17 protein-coding genes are annotated in these 17,432 nt (G+C 72.3%); 6 read left to right on the plus strand and 11 right to left on the minus strand.

Annotation, left to right across the window (positions count from 1 at the left end):
- Positions 1-378: 378 nt before the first annotated feature.
- Positions 379-579, plus strand: a complete 201-nt coding sequence (locus ACWD0A_RS13100; RefSeq protein ID WP_177149747.1) for a hypothetical protein — start codon at positions 379-381, stop codon at positions 577-579.
- A gap of 15 nt (positions 580-594) precedes the next feature.
- On the opposite strand, the gene ACWD0A_RS13105 is transcribed toward ACWD0A_RS13100, so the two are convergent.
- The 6 genes from ACWD0A_RS13105 to ACWD0A_RS13130 form a co-directional block, all read right to left on the minus strand.
- Positions 595-1,233 carry an RBBP9/YdeN family alpha/beta hydrolase gene (locus ACWD0A_RS13105; RefSeq protein ID WP_451297464.1) on the minus strand — a complete coding sequence of 213 codons (639 nt, stop codon included), beginning with the start codon at positions 1,231-1,233 and terminating at the stop codon, positions 595-597.
- Between the two features lie 215 nt (positions 1,234-1,448).
- Positions 1,449-2,216 carry an SGNH/GDSL hydrolase family protein gene (locus ACWD0A_RS13110; protein WP_451297563.1) on the minus strand — a complete coding sequence of 256 codons (768 nt, stop codon included), beginning with the start codon at positions 2,214-2,216 and terminating at the stop codon, positions 1,449-1,451.
- A 4-nt stretch (positions 2,217-2,220) separates the two neighbouring features.
- Positions 2,221-2,790: a PadR family transcriptional regulator gene (locus ACWD0A_RS13115; RefSeq protein WP_451297466.1), complete on the minus strand. Its 570-nt coding sequence runs from the start codon at positions 2,788-2,790 to the stop codon at positions 2,221-2,223.
- Positions 2,791-2,828: 38 nt separating this feature from the next.
- On the minus strand, positions 2,829-3,554 hold the full coding sequence (locus ACWD0A_RS13120) for a class I SAM-dependent methyltransferase (protein ID WP_451297468.1): 726 nt from the start codon (positions 3,552-3,554) through the stop codon (positions 2,829-2,831).
- 20 nt (positions 3,555-3,574) lie between these two features.
- Complete coding sequence (locus ACWD0A_RS13125) at positions 3,575-4,645, minus strand: NAD(P)/FAD-dependent oxidoreductase (protein WP_451297470.1); 1,071 nt, start codon at positions 4,643-4,645, stop codon at positions 3,575-3,577.
- Positions 4,646-4,790: 145 nt separating this feature from the next.
- On the minus strand, positions 4,791-5,681 hold the full coding sequence (locus tag ACWD0A_RS13130) for an SDR family oxidoreductase (RefSeq protein ID WP_451297472.1): 891 nt from the start codon (positions 5,679-5,681) through the stop codon (positions 4,791-4,793).
- 456 nt (positions 5,682-6,137) lie between these two features.
- Between ACWD0A_RS13130 and ACWD0A_RS13135 the strand changes: the two genes are divergently transcribed.
- Complete coding sequence (locus ACWD0A_RS13135) at positions 6,138-6,605, plus strand: PPOX class F420-dependent oxidoreductase (RefSeq protein WP_451297474.1); 468 nt, start codon at positions 6,138-6,140, stop codon at positions 6,603-6,605.
- 199 nt (positions 6,606-6,804) lie between these two features.
- Here the strand turns inward: ACWD0A_RS13135 and ACWD0A_RS13140 are convergent, their stop codons facing one another.
- Positions 6,805-7,425: an L-threonylcarbamoyladenylate synthase gene (locus ACWD0A_RS13140; RefSeq protein WP_451297476.1), complete on the minus strand. Its 621-nt coding sequence runs from the start codon at positions 7,423-7,425 to the stop codon at positions 6,805-6,807.
- Positions 7,426-7,748: 323 nt separating this feature from the next.
- Here ACWD0A_RS13140 and ACWD0A_RS13145 point away from each other — a divergent pair, with 323 nt between their 5' ends.
- A complete protein-coding gene (locus ACWD0A_RS13145; protein WP_451297478.1) occupies positions 7,749-8,132 on the plus strand; it encodes a VOC family protein in 384 nt (127 codons plus the stop codon).
- A 51-nt stretch (positions 8,133-8,183) separates the two neighbouring features.
- On the opposite strand, the gene fusA is transcribed toward ACWD0A_RS13145, so the two are convergent.
- On the minus strand, positions 8,184-10,277 hold the full coding sequence (fusA, locus tag ACWD0A_RS13150; protein WP_451297480.1) for an elongation factor G: 2,094 nt from the start codon (positions 10,275-10,277) through the stop codon (positions 8,184-8,186).
- Positions 10,278-10,749: 472 nt separating this feature from the next.
- On the minus strand, positions 10,750-12,453 hold the full coding sequence (locus tag ACWD0A_RS13155; RefSeq protein WP_451297482.1) for a lysyl oxidase family protein: 1,704 nt from the start codon (positions 12,451-12,453) through the stop codon (positions 10,750-10,752).
- 314 nt (positions 12,454-12,767) lie between these two features.
- Here ACWD0A_RS13155 and ACWD0A_RS13160 point away from each other — a divergent pair, with 314 nt between their 5' ends.
- Positions 12,768-13,409 (plus strand): class I SAM-dependent DNA methyltransferase, encoded by a 642-nt coding sequence (locus tag ACWD0A_RS13160; protein ID WP_451297484.1) that lies wholly within the window; start codon positions 12,768-12,770, stop codon positions 13,407-13,409.
- A 179-nt stretch (positions 13,410-13,588) separates the two neighbouring features.
- Complete coding sequence (locus ACWD0A_RS13165) at positions 13,589-14,182, plus strand: NAD(P)H-dependent oxidoreductase (RefSeq protein WP_451297486.1); 594 nt, start codon at positions 13,589-13,591, stop codon at positions 14,180-14,182.
- Between the two features lie 36 nt (positions 14,183-14,218).
- Here the strand turns inward: ACWD0A_RS13165 and ACWD0A_RS13170 are convergent, their stop codons facing one another.
- Positions 14,219-14,464, minus strand: coding sequence for a hypothetical protein (locus tag ACWD0A_RS13170; protein WP_451297488.1), 246 nt, complete (start codon positions 14,462-14,464; stop codon positions 14,219-14,221).
- A gap of 94 nt (positions 14,465-14,558) precedes the next feature.
- On the minus strand, positions 14,559-16,787 hold the full coding sequence (locus ACWD0A_RS13175; RefSeq protein ID WP_451297490.1) for a catalase: 2,229 nt from the start codon (positions 16,785-16,787) through the stop codon (positions 14,559-14,561).
- A 268-nt stretch (positions 16,788-17,055) separates the two neighbouring features.
- Between ACWD0A_RS13175 and ACWD0A_RS13180 the strand changes: the two genes are divergently transcribed.
- The gene (locus ACWD0A_RS13180; RefSeq protein WP_451297492.1) at positions 17,056-17,412 is read left to right on the plus strand and encodes a hypothetical protein; all 357 of its coding nucleotides are present in this window, start codon (positions 17,056-17,058) and stop codon (positions 17,410-17,412) included.
- The last annotated feature ends 20 nt before the right edge of the window (positions 17,413-17,432 follow it).

Consider the following 17,432-nt stretch of genomic DNA (forward strand, 5'->3'; position numbering starts at 1 on the left):
CGACCGTCCGTGTCCGCCTCCGGCCGGGGCGACACGGACGGCACACGAAACACGGACCGGCGGCTGGCGCACATCGAACGCGTCGCCGAGGCGGCGGAGCGGGAGGAGACCTGAGGCGGAGCCCTCCGGCGCCCGCAGTGCGCGACGGCTGCACCCGGCGGTGTCCGGCAGGGCGTGACACCGTGGAGGTGGGTCCCGGGCCGTCCGGTCCGCGAAACCGCACGTCTCCCAGGGGCGCCGGCGCCACCGATGCCCCCCGCCCGGTAAACCACTCCCGCTCCTTTTCCCCCGTTCGGCCCTCCCCGTTGGTCCGTTCGGCCGAGACGGGCTCCCATGGGGACGGGCCGGTTGTCGGGCCCGCGAGAGAAAGGCACGCCGATGTACGAGATGCGCGCCGAGGCCACAGCCGACCGAGGCGAACTGATCTGGCATGTGATCAGCAAGGGAACATCTGCCAGTCCCCTGTGCGGAGTCCCCCTGGAGTTGTCCCCCGCCACGGCACCCCAGCTCGAAGCAGCCGTCGAACGCTACTGCTCCTCCTGCATGGACGCCTTCAGCACGGCGCTGAAGAGCTCGTGATCGACGCCCGCGCGCTCATCCGGCGACGACGTCGCCCGCTCCGGGCGAGGAGGCCGCCGGTACGACGCGCACGGCCGGGTCCAGGCACCAGTCGAGCACGGCCGGCCAGGGCCCGTACCCGGCGTCGAGGTCCAGATGCGCGCCCCCGGGCAGGAGGTCGCTGTCCAGTCCCAACGGCGTCGCGAAGACGGCCGGAGCGCCCTCGGGGCAGTAAGGATCGTTGTCCGACGCCACCAGACGGGTGCCCCCGGGCGCCGCGGCCGCGACGTCGCGGGCCGTCACCCCGGAGTGGGCGAACGCGGCGATCTCCGGATGGCCGGCCGCCGTCTCCGGCGCCGGAGGCGCCACGAGCAGGACCCGGCCGGCCAGGACCCGGCCGGGCCGGCGGGCTACCGCGTGCAGCCACAGCAGGCATCCGAGGCTGTGGCAGACGACGACCTCCCGCCCCCGCAGAGCCGTGAGCCTCTCGTCCAGCGCGTCCAGCCAGGCCGGCAGGTCCGGCCGGTCCGGGTCCGGCAGCCGGGGGTACGACGAGTCGTGACCGGCGTCGCTCAGCCGCCCGTCCAGCCACCGCAGCCAGTGGCCGTCCGGGCGGTGGTGCTGCCATCCGTGCAGCAGCAGGAAGGCGGGGCGGTCGGGGGCGTCGAGGGGCATCGGCTCTCGCGATCTGTGCACGGCCCGGCGGCGCGCGGCGCACATGGGCTGAAGGTTCACGAACGCCGTTGTCCTGTGGTGCGGATGCCGCTTTCTACCAGCGCCGGCCGACGACGAGCAAGGTCCGGGCGGCTCGCCGTGCTTCCGCCCGGCGCCGTACGCCTCGCGCGCGAACCCGCGCCCTTGGCGGCGTGGCATGGCCGGCCGCCCCCCGCCTATCCGGACGTGGTGCCCAGGGGCAGCAGTTGAGGACGCTTCGCGGTGCGGCCGTCGCCGGAGGAGCGGCCGCGCAGACGGCGGCCGAGCCAGGGGCCGAGGAACCCGGCCGCCCAGCGCACTTCGGCCGCCACGGCCTGCCGCCCGGTGGTGACCGCGAGGGGCGACAGCGGGAGGGTCCAGGCGTCGCTGCTTCCCGGCAGCTGAAGGGCGTGGGCCACGGCCGCGGCGATGCGCTCGTGGCCGAGAGGACTCGCGTGCAGTCGGTCCGCGGTCCACAGCCGCGGGTCGGTGGCTACGGCGTGCCGGTCGGTGTCGGCCACCGTGACGTGGTGCCGGGCGGCCGCGGCGCGGATACGGGCGTTGAGATCGACGACACGGGACCTGAGCGGCCGGGCCAGCGGCGCGATCTTCGCGACGTCGGGGAAGGTGAGCGTGGCCACGTGGGCGCCGGCGGCCGTGAGCGCGGCGAACATCTCCTCCAGGTGCCCGGCCACCTCCGCCGCGTCGAACCGGGGCCGGAGCAGGTCATTGACTCCGGCGACGACGGTGACCAGGTCCGGGCGCAAGGCCAGGGCGGGCCGCAGCTGTTCGACACGGACCTGGCCGGCGAGACGGCCCCGTACGCCCAGATTGGCGTACCGGAGGGAGGGGTTGACGGTCGTGAGGTGCTCGGCGAGCCGGTCGGCGAAGCCCCGCAGGCCCGTGGAGTCGTCGCCGTCGCCGAGTCCCTCGGTCTGGCTGTCGCCCAGGGCGACGTAGCGCATGTACTCAGCCCTGGACACGGGACGCCTGCCTTTCCCGCAGTACACGCGCGATGCGCCGGCACCAGTCCCGATGGCCTTCTTCGAAGGCCAGGCCGCGCAGGCAGGTGAGGTACGGGCCGATCCGTTCGCCCCGGCACAGGAACTCCTCCTCGTCCGCGTCGCCCCGCAGTCGCCGCAGCAGCGCGCCGAGCAGCTCGATCTTGGCCTCGGCCGCGCACGCCCGCTCCTCGAGCTGCTCGATCACCGGCCCGGTGCCGATAGCGTCGGCGGCCTGGACCTTCACGAGCAGGTCGTCGCGGATGAACGTGGGCTTCGACGGGGCCGCGGCAAAGCGCTCCAGCTCCGCGACACCGGCGTCGGTCACCCGGAACAGGCGCTTGTTGGGGCGGGTCTCCTGCACCACCTGACGGCCCGTGACCAGCCCTTCCTTCTCCAGCTTGGCCAGCTCGGCGTAGAGCTGCTGAGGCAGGGCGTGCCAGAAGTTCGCGACGCCGATGTCGAACGCCTTCGCCAGCTGGTATCCGCTGTACTCGCCGTCCAGCAGCGCGGCGAGCACCGCGTGTCTCAAAGCCATCGGACCAGCCCCTCCCCTTCCCCCCACCGTGAGGGGAGTTACTCATCCATAAGACTAGTCAGGTTCTTGAGTATCAGGGAGGGCCGGGAGTCCGATGGCCGCTGGACGTGTCCGTCAAGCCGCCTGCGGGCTCGCAGCACGGCGTCGCGCAGGGCGATCTCGCGACCGTCGTGTGCGGTGACCGATCGCGTCCTGGCCTCGGCGACGGCGATGTCCCACCGGTCGGGGTCCAGGCCCGCCGCGATCTCCTCGGCGGTGAAGTGCACCTCGCGGGCCGTGGCATGCGAGACATGCACCTGCGGCGCCGATGGGTGGTGGCCGACGACGAGCAGCGTGCCGCCCGGCGCGACCGATGCGGCCAGCCGGCGGAACAGCGCGTCGCGCGCCGCCGCCGGGTGCACGTAGTGCGTGGACACCAGGTCGAAGTGTCCGGCGGCGGGCGCCCAGGTCGTGAGATCGGCCTCGATCCACTCGATCCGGCTCGCGACGGCGTCGCCGAGGGCCTGGGCGTGCTCGCGCGCCCGGCGCAGTGCGATGGCCGCGATGTCCACCGCCGTGACGCGCCAGCCGCGCGAGGCGAGCCAGACGGCGTCGGCTCCTTCGCCGCAGCCCGCGTCCAGTGCCGTACCGGGTGGGAGACCGCCGGCCTCCGTGATGAGCTGCGGATTGGGCCGCCTGGCGCCGGCGGCCGCGTGACCGCGGTAGCGCTCCTCCCAGAACTCCTTGCCGAACTCCTCGGACACACCCGTTCCTTCCTCGGACACGGCCCGTTCCTTTCCGTGGTTCACAGGCCGTGGCGCCGGTTGCCCGCCACGACTTCGCAGACGCGCGCCTCGGACTCGAGTGAGAACGGGTCCCGGTGGGCTGCGACCGCCTGCCGGGTCTCCTCGGCGACGAGGTCGGCGTTGATCTGGGCCGCCGCGGCGGCGCCTGCCGCGGCGGCGCCGCCGACCTGGGCGACGAGATCGGTGACGTTGCCGGCGGCCCACACCCCGGGCACCTCGGTACGGCCCGCCGCGTCGGAGGGGATGTGCTCGCCGGCCCCCGAGGAGTGCGCTGCCGGACGCAGTCCGAGCGACGTCAGGAAGCCGGCGCGCGCCACCATCCGCGGCGAGACCGCCAGCGCCTCGCGGCCGACCACGGTGCCGTCGCCCAGCCGCACTCCCACGAGGCGGTCGTCGGCGATCTCCAGGGACGCCACCTCACCCTCGACCACGCGGATGCCACGGGCGGCCAGCTGCTCCGCCTCCTCTCCGGCCGGCGTCGGCATGGTGTGGGAGAAGAACGTGACGTCGTCGCTCCACTGCCGGAAGAGCAGGGCCTGGTGCACCGACAGCGGCCCGGTGGCCAGTACGCCGACGGCCTGGTCACGGATCTCCCAGCCGTGGCAGTAGGGGCAGTGGAGCACGTCCCGGCCCCACCGGGCGCGCAGGCCCGGCACGTCCGGCAGCTCGTCGACCAGCCCGGTGGCCACGAGCAGCCGACGCGCCCGGACGGAACGGCCGTCGGTCAGCGTCACCTCGAAGTCCCCTCCGTGCTCCGACCGGAGGGACCGCCCGTCGCCACGAGCCACCCCACCGACCTCGCCGGTCACCACGTGACCGCCGTAGGCGCGTACCTCGGTCCGACCGCGCCCCAGCAGCTCGGCCGGCGGCATACCGTCCCGCGCCAGCAGTCCGTGCACGCCTTCGGCCGGGGCGTTGCGCGGGGTGCCCGAGTCGATCACCACCACCGACCGCCGCGCCCGGGCCAGCATCAGCGCACCGCTCAGGCCGGCGGCGCCACCACCGAACACCACCACGTCATAGCCGTTCCTCAGCTCATCGGTCACCGTGACCACCTCCGCGACCACCATGCGAGGAGCTGAACGATTGCCGCAATGATGGTTGCCGGAACGGCAAAAGCAGAGGCATGGCCCCGGGACCGGCGCTCAGCCGCCCCGGCGTCGCCCGCCGGCCCGGCGGCTCCCCCGTCACGGCTCACGGCTCACGGCTCACGGCTCACGGCAGCGGCGTACCGCCCGTGGCGTTGACGATCTCCGCCGTGATGTACGTCGCCCGGGGCGAGGCGAGGAAGACGTACGCGGGCGCCATCTCGGCCGGCTGCGCCGGCCTGCCCAGCGGGGACTGCTTCCCGAACTCGACGGTGTCCGGCATCGTCGCCGGGATCAGCGGTGTCCACACCGGCCCTGGCGCCACGGCGTTGACCCGGATGCCGTCCGACGCGACCATCTGCGCCAGCCCTTGAGTGAACGTGACGATCGCGCCCTTGGTCATGGCGTAGTCCAGCAGGTGGGGGCTGGGCTTGTACGCCTGCACGGACGTGGAGTTGATGATGCAGCCGCCCCTCGGCATATGAGGAAGAGACATCTTCGACAACCAGAACATGCCGTAGAGGTTGGTCCGCATCACACGGTCGAACTGCTCCGTGGTGATGGCGCCGATGCCGTCGGGCTGCGACATCTGATACGCGGCGTTGTTCACCAGGATGTCGATGCGGCCGAACTCCTCCACGGCCCGCTCGACCAGGCGGCGGCACTGCTCCTCCTCGCGGATGTCGCACGCCACCGGCACCGCCTTGCGCCCCGCGTCCTCGACGAGGGCCCGCGTCTGCCGGGCCTCGTCCTCCTCCTCGGGCAGATGGGTGAACAGCACGTCCGCGCCCTCGCGCGCGAACGCGAGGGCGACGGCGCGGCCGATGCCCGAGTCGCCTCCGGTGAGGACCGCCTTCAGGTCCCGGAGCAGGCCGCTGCCCCGGTAGCTCTCCTCGCCGTGATCGGGCGGCGGATCCATCGGTCCCGTCCACCCGGGGTGCTCCTGGTCCTGCTGGGGGAAGTCGGGCCGGGGATGCTCGGTTCCGGGGTCGCGGCCCGCGCCGTTGTCGTCGCGCACGGGAGCCTCCTTCTGTTCGGCTGCGGCGGTGGCGTCACCCGCCTACCCTCCGACCCTCCAGGAATGCGCGCAAATGGGACTTTCAGCTCTCTCCGGCCCACCGCCCCGCCGCTCAGCGGCGCCTCGTCGGGCCTCTGCACGGATTTCTGGGGCCGCTCCCCCGGCCGCAGCGCGTCCGCCGCCTCGCGGTCGCCGCTGTCGTCGTCGCGCACCTTCGTCCCGGCGTCCTCGACCTCCCGCCGGATCTCCTCGGCGCCCGTCCGCGGTGCGTGCTGCCGGTGCGTCGTGTCGTGGCCCATCGCCGTCTCCCGTTCCGTCTCGGGCACCGGGCCGTCCGCCCGGCGCTGTCACGGGCGGGTGCCCGCGTTCCGCCGCCCGAAGCGTTCGAGACCGCACGAGGGCGTCCCCGGACGGGGAAGGGGCATCCGGGCGGCGAGCTCCCGTAGGGTGCCGACCATGGCACGCCACATCGCCACCAACACCAGGGTGGACATCGAAGAGTTGCTGTCGTTCGTACGGCCCCGTCACCGCGCGATCCTGCTGACCCGCCGGGCCGACGGCTCGCCCCAGGGATCACCGCTCACCTGCGGCGTGGACGACTCGGGCCGAATCGTCGTCTCGACCTATCCGGAGCGTGCGAAGACACGCAACGCCAAGCGGGACGAGCGGGTCAGCGTCGTCGTCCTGTCGGACGACTGGAACGGGCCGTGGGTGCAGATCGACGGCACGGCGGAGGTCATCGACTCCCCCGAGTCGGTGGAGCCGCTGGTCGAGTACTTCCGCAACATCTCCGGAGAGCATCCCGACTGGGACGAGTACCGGGAGGCGATGGTGAAGCAGGGAAAGTCGATCATCCGCGTCACGCCGGAGCGGTGGGGTCCGATCGCCACGGGCGGATTCCCGGCCCGGCTCGCCGAGGACTGAGGCTCCCTGGCCGCCGGAATCCGCCCCGACGGGCTTCCCTCCCGCGCCGGGTTCAGCACCCCGTCACGGGTAGCTCACCGGATGCGCCACGTCGGTGGCGGAGTTGGAGGGCCCACTGCGGTCGTTGAGGTCTGTGTCCTGGCCCCCAGATCCGCATCGGCATAGCACCCGCATCGTCCTGGCAGGCACACCTGCCCGGCTACTCGAAGCGAGCCGTGTCGCCCGCTCCCCTGCGGACGATCTCTGCCTCCCCGCCGGAGAAGTCGATGACCGTGGTCGGCTCGGTGCCGCAGTCGCCCGAGTCGACCACGGCGTCCACGACGTGGTCGAGCCGCTCCTTGATCTCCCAGCCCTGCGTCAGCGGCTCCGCCTCGTCGGGCAGGAGCAGGGTGCTGGAGAGCAGCGGCTCGCCGAGTTCGGCGAGGAGGGCCTGGGTCACGGCATGGTCGGGGATCCGGACTCCGACCGTCTTCTTCTTCGGGTGCAGCAACTGGCGCGGCACCTCCTTCGTCGCCGGCAGGATGAAGGTGTAACTGCCGGGCGTCGCCGCCTTGATCGCGCGGAACACGTCGTTGTCGATGTGCACGAACTGGCCCAGCTGCGCAAAGTTCTGGCACACCAGGGTGAAGTGGTGACGGTCGTCCAGATTCCGGATCGACCGGATCCTGGTGATGCCGTCGCGGCTGCCCAGCTGGCACCCCAGGGCGTAGCAGGAGTCCGTCGGGTACGCGACGAGCGCGCCGGAACGGATGCTTTCGGCCAGACCGGTGATGACGCGTCGCTGAGGATTCTCGGGATGCACGTCGAAGTACTTCGCCATCCGCCGAGTCTAAGGCCCGTCCGCCGATCGGTCCCCGACCGGAGCCGCAGTGGGCCGGTGAGGCGGTCCGCGGCCGGTGCGGGCGTGCGCGTCTCGATCGCCGGGACGTCAACCGGGCGCAAGTGGAGGGCGGTTGACGGACGGACGGTCGGCCGGCGCGTTCGTCGGCCGCACCCCACGACACGCCCGGCGCGCGGGTTCCCGTGAGGGTGATCCCCGGCGACCATCCGGGCGCTTCCGCGTGGCGTTCCGGCGCGCGCGCCGCGCACCTGGTGTGGCCTGGCCCGGGACAGGTACCAGCCACGGCGGAAGGGAACGGGGCGATGTTCAGGAACACCAAGGCGTTCAGCGGTTTCTCGGTGAACGACCTCGGCAGGGCCAGGCAGTTCTACGGCGACACCCTCGGTCTGGAGGTCGAGGAGTCCGGTGGCGGGGACATGCGGATGCTGTTCATCACCCTCGGCAGCGGGGCGCGCGTGCTCGTCTACCCCAAGGACGACCACCGGCCGGCCGACTTCACGATCCTCAACTTCGAGGTCGACGACATCGACGCCGCCGTCGACGAGCTGGGGCGGCGCGGGGTCACGTTCGAGAAGTACCCCCAGTTCGAAGCGGACGAGAAGGGCATCGTGCGGCAGGCCGGCCCGACCATCGCCTGGTTCAAGGACCCCGCGGGAAACGTCCTCTCCGTGCTGCAGGAGCACTGAGCCCGGTGGGCCCGCCCCTCCGGTCACGGACGGACGGGCCCACCAGGTGATCTAGGCCGACAGCACCCCCTCGGTCACCGCCGCCGGCACGACGGCGTACCCGACGGCTCGGGTCGTGAAGGTCCCGCGGCCCTGGGTACGGCTGCGCAGCCGGGACGCGTAGCCGAACAGTTCGGCCAGCGGCACGGTCGCGGTGATCACCGCTGTGCCGGCCCGGGCGGTCTGGCCCGACACCCGGCCACGCCGTGCCGCCAGGTCACCGAGTACGCCGCCCACGGCATCGTCGGGCACGGTGGCCGTGACCTCGACCACCGGTTCCAGAAGCGCCATCACGCTCGCGCGCAGCGCCTCGCGGAGCGCGAGCCTGCCGGCCGTGCGGAACGCCATCTCCGAGGAGTCCTTGGGATGGGTGGCTCCGTCCGTGAGCGTGACCTGCACCCCCGTCACCGGGTGTCCGCCGAGGGGGCCTTCGGCCAGGGCGTCCCGGCAGCCGGCCTCCACCGCGCGGATGTACTCCTGCGGCACCCGTCCGCCGGTGACCGTCGAGCGGAACATCAGGTGCCCGGCGCCGCCGGACGGGTCGTCCGGCGTGGCCGCCGCCACATCGAGGACGACATGGGCGAACTGGCCCGCCCCTCCGTCCTGTTTGACGTGCCGGTGCACCAGGCCCGACACACCGCGGGCGACCGTCTCGCGGTAGGCCACCTGCGGCCGGCCCACGCCGACCTCCAGCCCGTGGGCGCGGCGGACCTTCTCCACCGCCACCTCCAGGTGCAGCTCGCCCATGCCCGACAGCACGGTCTGGCCGGTCTCGGGATCGGCCCGCACCGCCAGCGAGGGATCCTCTTCGACCAGACGCGCCAGTGCCGAGGCCAACCGGTCGGTGTCGAGGCTGCTGCGGGCCTCGACCGCCACCGAGACGACGGGATCGGCCACGGCCGGCGGTTCGAGGACCAGCGGCGCCGCCGGTGCGCACAGAGTGGCCCCGGCACGGGCGGACTTCATCCCGATCACCGCGACGATGTCCCCGGCCACCGCGTGGTCCACCTCGGCGTGCCGGTCGGCCTGCACCCTCAGGATGCGGCCGATCCGCTCGCTGCGGCGCGCGCCCGCGTCGAGCACCGTGTCCCCCTTCCGGATCGTTCCCGCGTACACGCGCAGGTAGGTCAGGCGTCCCGTCGCGGTCGAGTTCACCTTGAAGACCAGGGCCGCGAACGGTGCGTCGGGATCGGCCACGCGCTCCTCGACCGCTCCGTCGCGGGTGCCGCGCACCGCCGGAACGTCCACGGGCGACGGCAGGTAGGCGACGACGGCCTCGAGCAGCGGCTCGATCCCCCGGTTCCGGTAGGCCGAACCGCACAGCACCACCACGGCCTCACCGGCCAGCGTCAGATCGCGCAGAGCCGACCGGAGTGTCACCGCGGACAGAGTTCCCTCGCCGCAGAACTCCTCCAGTGCGCCCGGGTGCATTTCCGCCACCGCCTCCTCCAGGAGGGCGCGGCGCCGCAGCGCCTCGTCCCGCAGGGAGTCGGGCACGGGACCTTCCTCGACGGTGTCGCGTCCTGTGCCCCACACGAGTGCGCGCATGCGCACCAGGTCCACCACGCCGGTGAACTCGTCCTCCCGTCCGATCGGCAGCTGGACGACGAGCGGGACCGTGTGCAGTCGCTCCCGGATCGAAGCGACCGCGGTGTCCAGGTCGGCGCCCGCGCGGTCCAGCTTGTTGACGAAGGCGATCCGCGGCACCGCGTGCCGGTCGGCCTGCCGCCACACCGACTCGCTCTGCGGCTCGACACCTGCGACCGCGTCGAACACCGCGATCGCGCCGTCGAGCACCCGCAGCGACCGCTCCACCTCGTCGGAGAAGTCGACATGGCCCGGCGTGTCGATCACATTGACGCGGTGCCCCTGCCAGACGCAGCTGACGGCAGCGGCGAAGATGGTGATGCCACGGTCGCGCTCCTGGGGGTCGAAGTCGGTGACGGTGGTCCCGTCGTGGACCTCGCCGCGCTTGTGGGTGGTGCCGGTCAGGTAGAGAATCCGTTCGGTGACGGTGGTCTTGCCGGCATCGACATGGGCGAGGATGCCCAGGTTGCGGACGGCGGTCGGCTGGTTGCTCGCATGACGTCGCGGGGTGGTACGCACGGCCCGAGGCCTTTCGTGGTGATCTGGAGTTCACAGGGCAGCGCGATTTCCGGACGAAGCGGGGCCCGATCTCGGGCCCGGCGGAATCTCCTGGCACGGCTCGACGGCACGGCGCCGGCCGTGCGGTGGCGCACCGGGCAGCGGTGGGTCAGGAGTTCGTCACGGACATCCAGTGGCGGCCGCGCAGCCGGCACCGGGCGCACGAAGACACCAGGATCACGTCGAACCGGGACCGGGGAACGGCGACAGCGGTGCGGTGACACATTGCCGGGCTCCCCTCGTTCGTCTCACTCGTCGACCACGCATGCGCTGCGGTGATCGGCAGCGTGCGAAAGCGAGTGTAGGAAGCCTGCAGGGGCCCGGGCATCCGATTATTCGCCTGAGCCCGTTGCGCCGCGCCCGTCGGCGCCGCACCTGCTCCGGGCACGCGAAGGCCCCGACCGGCGGGCGGTCGGGGCCTGGTGACGAGAGGTCAGTTGGCGTCGACGAGGTCGTGCGCGGGCACCTTCACCGTACGGGCGCCGGGCACGCCGCCCAGAACGACCTTGCGGAGCGCGCTGTTGTTGTTCAGGTTGGTCTCCTTCAGCCTCTTCTCCGGGTTGGCCAGCACCTGGATGTAGTACGTGCCGTTCGGCAGGTCGGTGATGTCGAAGGACTGGCCGGGCAGGTCCTGGGTGTAGGTGTCACCGGAGCCGACGTCGAGGACCTCGCGGACGGAGATCGAGTTCTCCTGTCCGCAGGCGGTGGAGAGGTCGGTGTTCTCCGGGTGCCAGTTGGCGTTCTTCACCGTGTAGTCCACGGCGTCCGTGTTGGCCAGGCAGAACGCCTCCTTGCCGCTGCGCACCGCCTCCTTCTTGTCCGCCTTGAGGAGCCGGTAGCTGGCGAAGTCGGTGAAGTGCCAGTGCTCGTGACCGGGGCGGGGGTCCCACTCCATGGTGCCGGTCGGCGTGTATCCGACCTGCTTGCCCTTGGCGTCGTAGAAGTACTGGTAGGCGTCCATCAGCTTCTTGCCGGGAGAGCGGAAACCGTCCACGACCAGCTGGGCGGGGCCCGCGTTCCACACGTTGGCGCTGAAGGCGAGGTAGTCCTTGCCGGGAACGTCGTCGCCCCCGTCGCTGATGGTGATGCCGTAGGCGGGCAGCGACCGCAGGTCGGGCTTGGGGACGTCGGGGACGGCGGCGCGGCCCGTGGGCCGCTGCGCGTTCGGCTTCAGGGCGGGCGCGCGGCGCGAACCGTCGGTCTGCCCCGTGCCGTCGCCCACCCTCGCGGCGGCGATCCCGACCTTCTTCAGCGCCCACGGCAGGGCGGGAGGCGCCGGCGGGTAGGGGCCGTGGCCCACGTTGAACGACGGACCGGCACCGCTCGTCGGGGCCGCCGGCGGGGCGGTGCGCTGCCCCTGGTGGTGGGCGTGCCCGGCCGCGTGGGACCCGTGCTGCGCCGCCCGCGCCGCGCCCCCGCCCTCGTCCCAGCTGCGTTCGCGCACCGTGAGCTTGATCGTCTGAGGCTTGTCGGCGATGCCGAAGTGGTCGCGGTAGCGCTTGGCGACGGACACCTTGGCGGTGTACTTCCCGGCAGGCAGGTCGGTCTTCTCGGAGTAGTAACCCGCATACGTGTTGGAGGCCCAGCCCTTCTCTATCCCCCACACCGAACCGAGGGTGAACGGGTTGACCGGGCAGCTCTGGGGATAGTGCGACGTGGACGGCGCGTCGGGGCGTACCCGGCCGGAGGCGTTGTTCGGGCAGAAGGGCTCCGCCTTCTTGAGCACCGTCCTGCCTGCCGCGTCGGCGACCGTGATCTCGGCGAATCCCGGCAGTCCCGAGAAGTCCTTCACCAGGCCCGCGGGAAGCGTCTTCGTCCGGGTCGCCTTCCCGTCGCGGATGATCTGCGTGGCGACCACGGGGTCCTTGTAGGACTTGCGGGTCACCTTGAGCTCGAGAGGGCCGTTCTCGGCGGTGAGGTAGGTCCCGAGGTCGAGGTAGACGCCCGGCTCCTCCTTCCACGAGTCGAGGGTCACGGACGTGGACGCGGCGATGAGGCTGAGCTTCGGTGCGGGCTGGGCGGCCTGCGCCTGCTTCCCGTCGGGCGCGGCGGCGACGACGCCGGCGACGACGGCGATCGCCGCGGCACCGGCGATCGCCGGACGCCTGAGGCGGGACTGGGGGGTTCGGGTCATCATTCCTCGTTCTCGGTCTCGGACGTGCGTGCGGGACGGTGGACGATCCATCGCGCTGGGCCGGCTGGGCGGCCGGGGCTGCGTGGGCCGGTCCCGGGCCTGGCGATGAGGTCGCAAAGTTGTGTGTGTGCGCTGTGAGAGGGAGGTGAGGGGCCGGAGGTTGTCCGCCGATGCGCATACGGCGGATCGTTGGCCGAAATCGGCTCCTCGGGCGTGCGATCCGGTCGCCGTGGCCCCGTTCTCCCTTCACCGTCGTCGCGACTGTGGTAGCTCGCCGCGGGTTCGGCCTCGGGGCGTGGCCGTGCGATCCTGAGCTCATGGTCAGCGCGAGCAATCACGAGCGGGTGCGTCGGAGTTACGACACGGTGGCCGAGGAGTACCGGGCGCGGATCGCGGGCGAGCTCGCCCACAAGCCCTTGGACCGGGCGCTCCTGGCGGCCGTCGCCGAGGAGGCGGGACCCGGTGCGCCGGTCGCGGACCTGGGCTGCGGGCCCGGACATGTGGCGGCATGGCTCGCGGACCACGGGGTCCGGCCGGTCGGGATCGATCTCTCCCCCGCGATGGTCTCGGCCGCCCGCCGCGAGCACCCGGGGACGGAGTTCCGCGAGGGCGACCTTCTGCGTCTTCCCGCCGCGGACGGCGAGTTCGGCGCGGCCGTCGCGCTGTACTCCGTCATCCACCTGCAGCCCGCCGAACTGCGCCCGGCCTTCGAGGAGATGCGCCGCGTGCTGAAACCCTCCGGTCTGCTGCTGGTCGCCTTCCATCGCGGTGCGGAGGTCCGGCACTTCGCCGAGTGGTGGGGCCATGAAGTGGACGTGGATTTCCACTTCTTCGCCGGCGAGACGGTCACGGCGGCGCTTCGAGAGGCCGGCTTCACCATCGAGGCGACGCTGGAGCGGGCCGCCTACCCCGAGGAGGCGGCGACCGACCGCACGTACGTGATGGCCCGTCCGTCCTGAGGCGCGGCGTGGACGGCTGCGGGTGGCGGATCGGGATCGCCTGCAACAGCGAGGGTGAGGCGGACGGTTGACGTATCGTCGGCTTCCGAGCCGGCCGGTGCGGGGAGTACGACGTCCCTCCGGGCCTCCGCGCCCGAACCGCCTCGACCGGTTACGACGATGTCCACGACAGGGGAACCATGCGCGCAGGCGTCTATCTCGCTCACCCACGGCCCGGCAGTTTCAACCACGCCGTGTTCGATGCCGTGGTCGAGGAACTGCACGGCCGCGGATGCGAGGTGCTCGCGCACGACCTGTGCGCCGAGGGGTTTCCGCCCGTACTCGCCCCGGACGAGACCGGGACGGTCGCTTCGGCCTCCTCGCCCGTCGAGGCGAAGGTGGCCCTCCACCGGGCGGAGGTGGCCACGCTCGATGCCCTGGTCTTCGTGCACCCGAACTGGTGGGGCATGCCACCCGCTGTTCTCACGGGATGGGTGCAGCGCGTCCTCGCTCCGGGCGTGGCGTACAAGCTCGCGTCCGCGGAGGGCGAGCCGGCGGGGCTGCTGACGGCGGGCCGTGCCCTCGTGCTGAACACCTCCGACACTCCCGCCGACCGTGAACAGGACGAGTTCGGGGACCCGTTGGAACGGATCTGGTCCGCCTGTGTCCTGCCCTACGTCGGAGTCGACGACGTGCGGCGCGTCGTCTTCCGCACGGTGACCGATTCCACCGCCACGTCCCGCGCCACGTGGCTGCGGGAGGCGCGCCGGCAGGCCGCCGCACTCCTGGACTGACCGAGTCCCTGCATCCCCCGACGCGCGAGGCCGGCGTCAGCGGACGAGGAGCCGGCGGACCGGGGCATCGGTGGCCCACTCCTGCCAGGCGTCCGAGGACCATCCCCGCTCGTGGACGAGAAGGTGATAGGTCTCGGGCGCCGGCACGGCCAGGGCGATGTCGGCGGCTCTGGCCGCGTCGGTCCCCGGCCGCAGCGCGCCCTCGGCGTCGAGCGCATCGGCGAACCGGAGCTGCCGCTGCGCCGGCTGCACGCCCGTATCGGTGTGAGGGACGACTGACACCGGAGGGCACCCGCCGCCGTAGCGCCGGGCCGGCCGCGGGAAAAGCGTCCGCCGCGCCCGCCCGGGGCGCGGCCGACGTCACCCGATGACCGTGTCAGGCGGTCTCGAAGCGTTCCCAGACCCGGTGGCCGCCGAGGAGCCGGGTGATCTCGGTGAGCGTGGCGTCCCCGCTGTCCCCGCTCACCACGCCGGGCGCGCCGGCGGGAACACCGGCGGCCTCCAGGACACCGGCCGCTCCGTTCCAGCCGCCGATGGCCTTTCCGTGGCGATATGCCTCGGAGACCATCAGAAGCACGCGCGGGTCGGATGCGACGTTCTGCCGGGCGACGGCGTCGCCCGCCTTGGCGTCCCGGGCGCCGAAGGCGTCGTCCGCCGGGCCGGGGGCTCCGGCCAGGACCAGGGCGTCGAATTCGATGGACCGGGCAGTCGCGAAGGTGCGCTGGACCGCGACCGGGTCGCCGTCCGCGCCCAGCTCGCCGCCGGTCGGCGCGATGACGAGCGGGACCATGCCCGCGTCGAGCACGGACCGGCGCACCGCCCGGACGCCGTCGAGGTCGCAGTCGGCGTCGGCGACGATGCCGATGACGCGGCCGTCCACCGGCCAGGTGCGGCCGGTCTGGGACAGAGCCGGACTGGGTTCGACGGACGCCAGGGGTTCGGTCGGCTTGGGAGCGGGCAGCCCGAGCGCGGCGGCGACGCCTTCGCACAGCTCGGGGTCGATGTGGGCGAGCACCTGCAGGCCCCGCTCCTTGATGGCCTGCTCGTAGCACTTGCCCAGTTCGAACGAGTAGGCGGCGATGATGTGCTCGCGCTCCGGCGGGGACATGCTCAGCCAGAACCGCCGGGGCTGGCTGAAGTGGTCGGCGAACGACGCGGGCGCCTCGCGGACCTTCTTCGCCGCCGGCACGTCGAGCGGCACCTCGACGTAGGCCGCCGTGCCGGCGCCCGCCTGGAACGGGCAGCCGCCGTCGAGGGAGTTGGGCCGGTAGGGGGCGACGCCCCGGTGCACGGCCGTCTGGTGCATGCCGTCGCGCGACATGTCGTTGACCGGTGCGTGGGTCCGGTTGACCGGAATCTGGGCGAAGTTGGGTCCGCCGAGGCGGCTGATCTGGGTGTCGAGGTAGGAGAAGAGCCTGCCGGACAGCAACGGGTCGTCGGTGATGTCGATACCGGGGACGAGGTGGCCGGGGTGGAACGCCACCTGCTCGGTCTCGGCGAAGAAGTTCGAGGGGTTGGCGTTCAGGGTCAGCAGGCCGATGGGCTGCACCGGCGCCAGTTCCTCGGGGACCATGTTGGTGGGGTCGAGGAGGTCGATGCCCTCGAAGGTCTGCTCCGGGGTGTCGGGGAAGGTCTGGATGCCGAGCTCCCACTGTGGGTGGGCGCCCGCCTCGATGGCGTCGGCCAGGTCGCGGCGGTGGAAGTCGGGGTCCATGCCACCGGTGATCTGGGCCTCCTCCCAGACCATGGAGTGCACGCCCAGCTTCGGCTTCCAGTGGAACTTGACGAGCGTCGTCGCCCCTTCGGCGTTGACCAGCCGGAAGGTGTGGACGCCGAAGCCCTCCATCATCCGGAAGGAGCGGGGGATGCCGCGGTCGGACATGTTCCACAGCGTGTGGTGGGTGGCCTCGGTGTGCAGGGTGACGAAGTCCCAGAACGTGTCGTGCGCGCTCTGCGCCTGCGGGATCTCCCGGTCCGGGTGCGGCTTGCCCGCGTGGATGATGTCGGGGAACTTGATCGCGTCCTGGATGAAGAAGACGGGGATGTTGTTGCCGACCAGGTCGAAGGTGCCCTCGGTCGTGTAGAACTTGGTCGCGAAACCGCGGGTGTCGCGCACGGTGTCGGCCGAGCCGCGCGAGCCGAGCACGGTCGAGAAGCGGACGAAGACCGGTGTCTCGACGTCCTCGGCGAGGAACGCCGCCTTGGTGACCTTCGCGGCGGTGCCGTATCCCGTGAACACCCCGTGCGCGCCGGCGCCGCGCGCGTGCACGACGCGCTCGGGGATGCGCTCGTGGTCGAAGTGTGTGATCTTCTCGCGCAGGTGGTGGTCCTGGAGGAGCACCGGCCCGCGGCTTCCCGCCTTGAGCGAGTGGTCGGTGTCGTACAGCCGAGTGCCCTGAGCCGTGGTCAGGAACGCGCCGCCCTGGGCGAGGGCCGCCGGGCCGGCTCCGGTCTCCTGGCCGGTGGGACCGACCGTCGCCGGTCCGCGCTGGTCCGGCTTGGGCGGGAGGGGGTCGCGGGGTTCGGTCGGTTCCTCGAAGGCCGGCGGCTGCGGAGCGGGCTTGCCCGGGATCTCGTCGGCGGGGCCGGACGTGTTCCGGTTCAATGTGTCCTCCAGGGGTACGGTGACCGGACGCCGGAACCTTCACCGCCGCCACAGGCGGTACCGGCGGCCCGGTACCTGACCCACCCGATTCTTCTGCGGCGGGCGCCCGGAAGCAGCCTGAGTACCCCCATTCCGGGGGGCGAACCGGGGCGGGAGGACTGCGGCTATCCTGCGGCGGTGCCGGTCCGAGGGACCGGCTCGCCCAGAACGACGCGTTCACCCTTGATGCCGTGCCCCGGTGACCGGCACGGCAGGAGACGGAGCCTTGATGGACCCTCAGCACTTCCGGCGGATCACGGCGTTCGTGGAGGCGCGGCTCACCCCGCTCTTCGACGCCGCGACGGGCAGCACGCACGGCTTCGGGATGGACGACACCTCCCGTGCCCTGCGCGCCCTCCGCGCCACCGTGCTCGCCGCCTCGGCGGTGGAGGGGGTCTTCGAGCAGCGCGACCGGGCCGACGGGGAGATCCGGCACATCGCCGACCAGGCGCTGGCCCACAACTGGGACGTGCTGCGGCGCATCGCGAGGAACTGGGAGGACCACCCGGACTTCCTCCGCGAGTTCAAGCGCGAGTCCTGGCAGTTCGACGACGAGCTCGCGCCCGCGGCCGCCGCGGAGGGCTGAGCCGCCGGGCCGGCCGCCGA

The organism is Streptomyces sp. NPDC002867 (assembly GCF_053591895.1).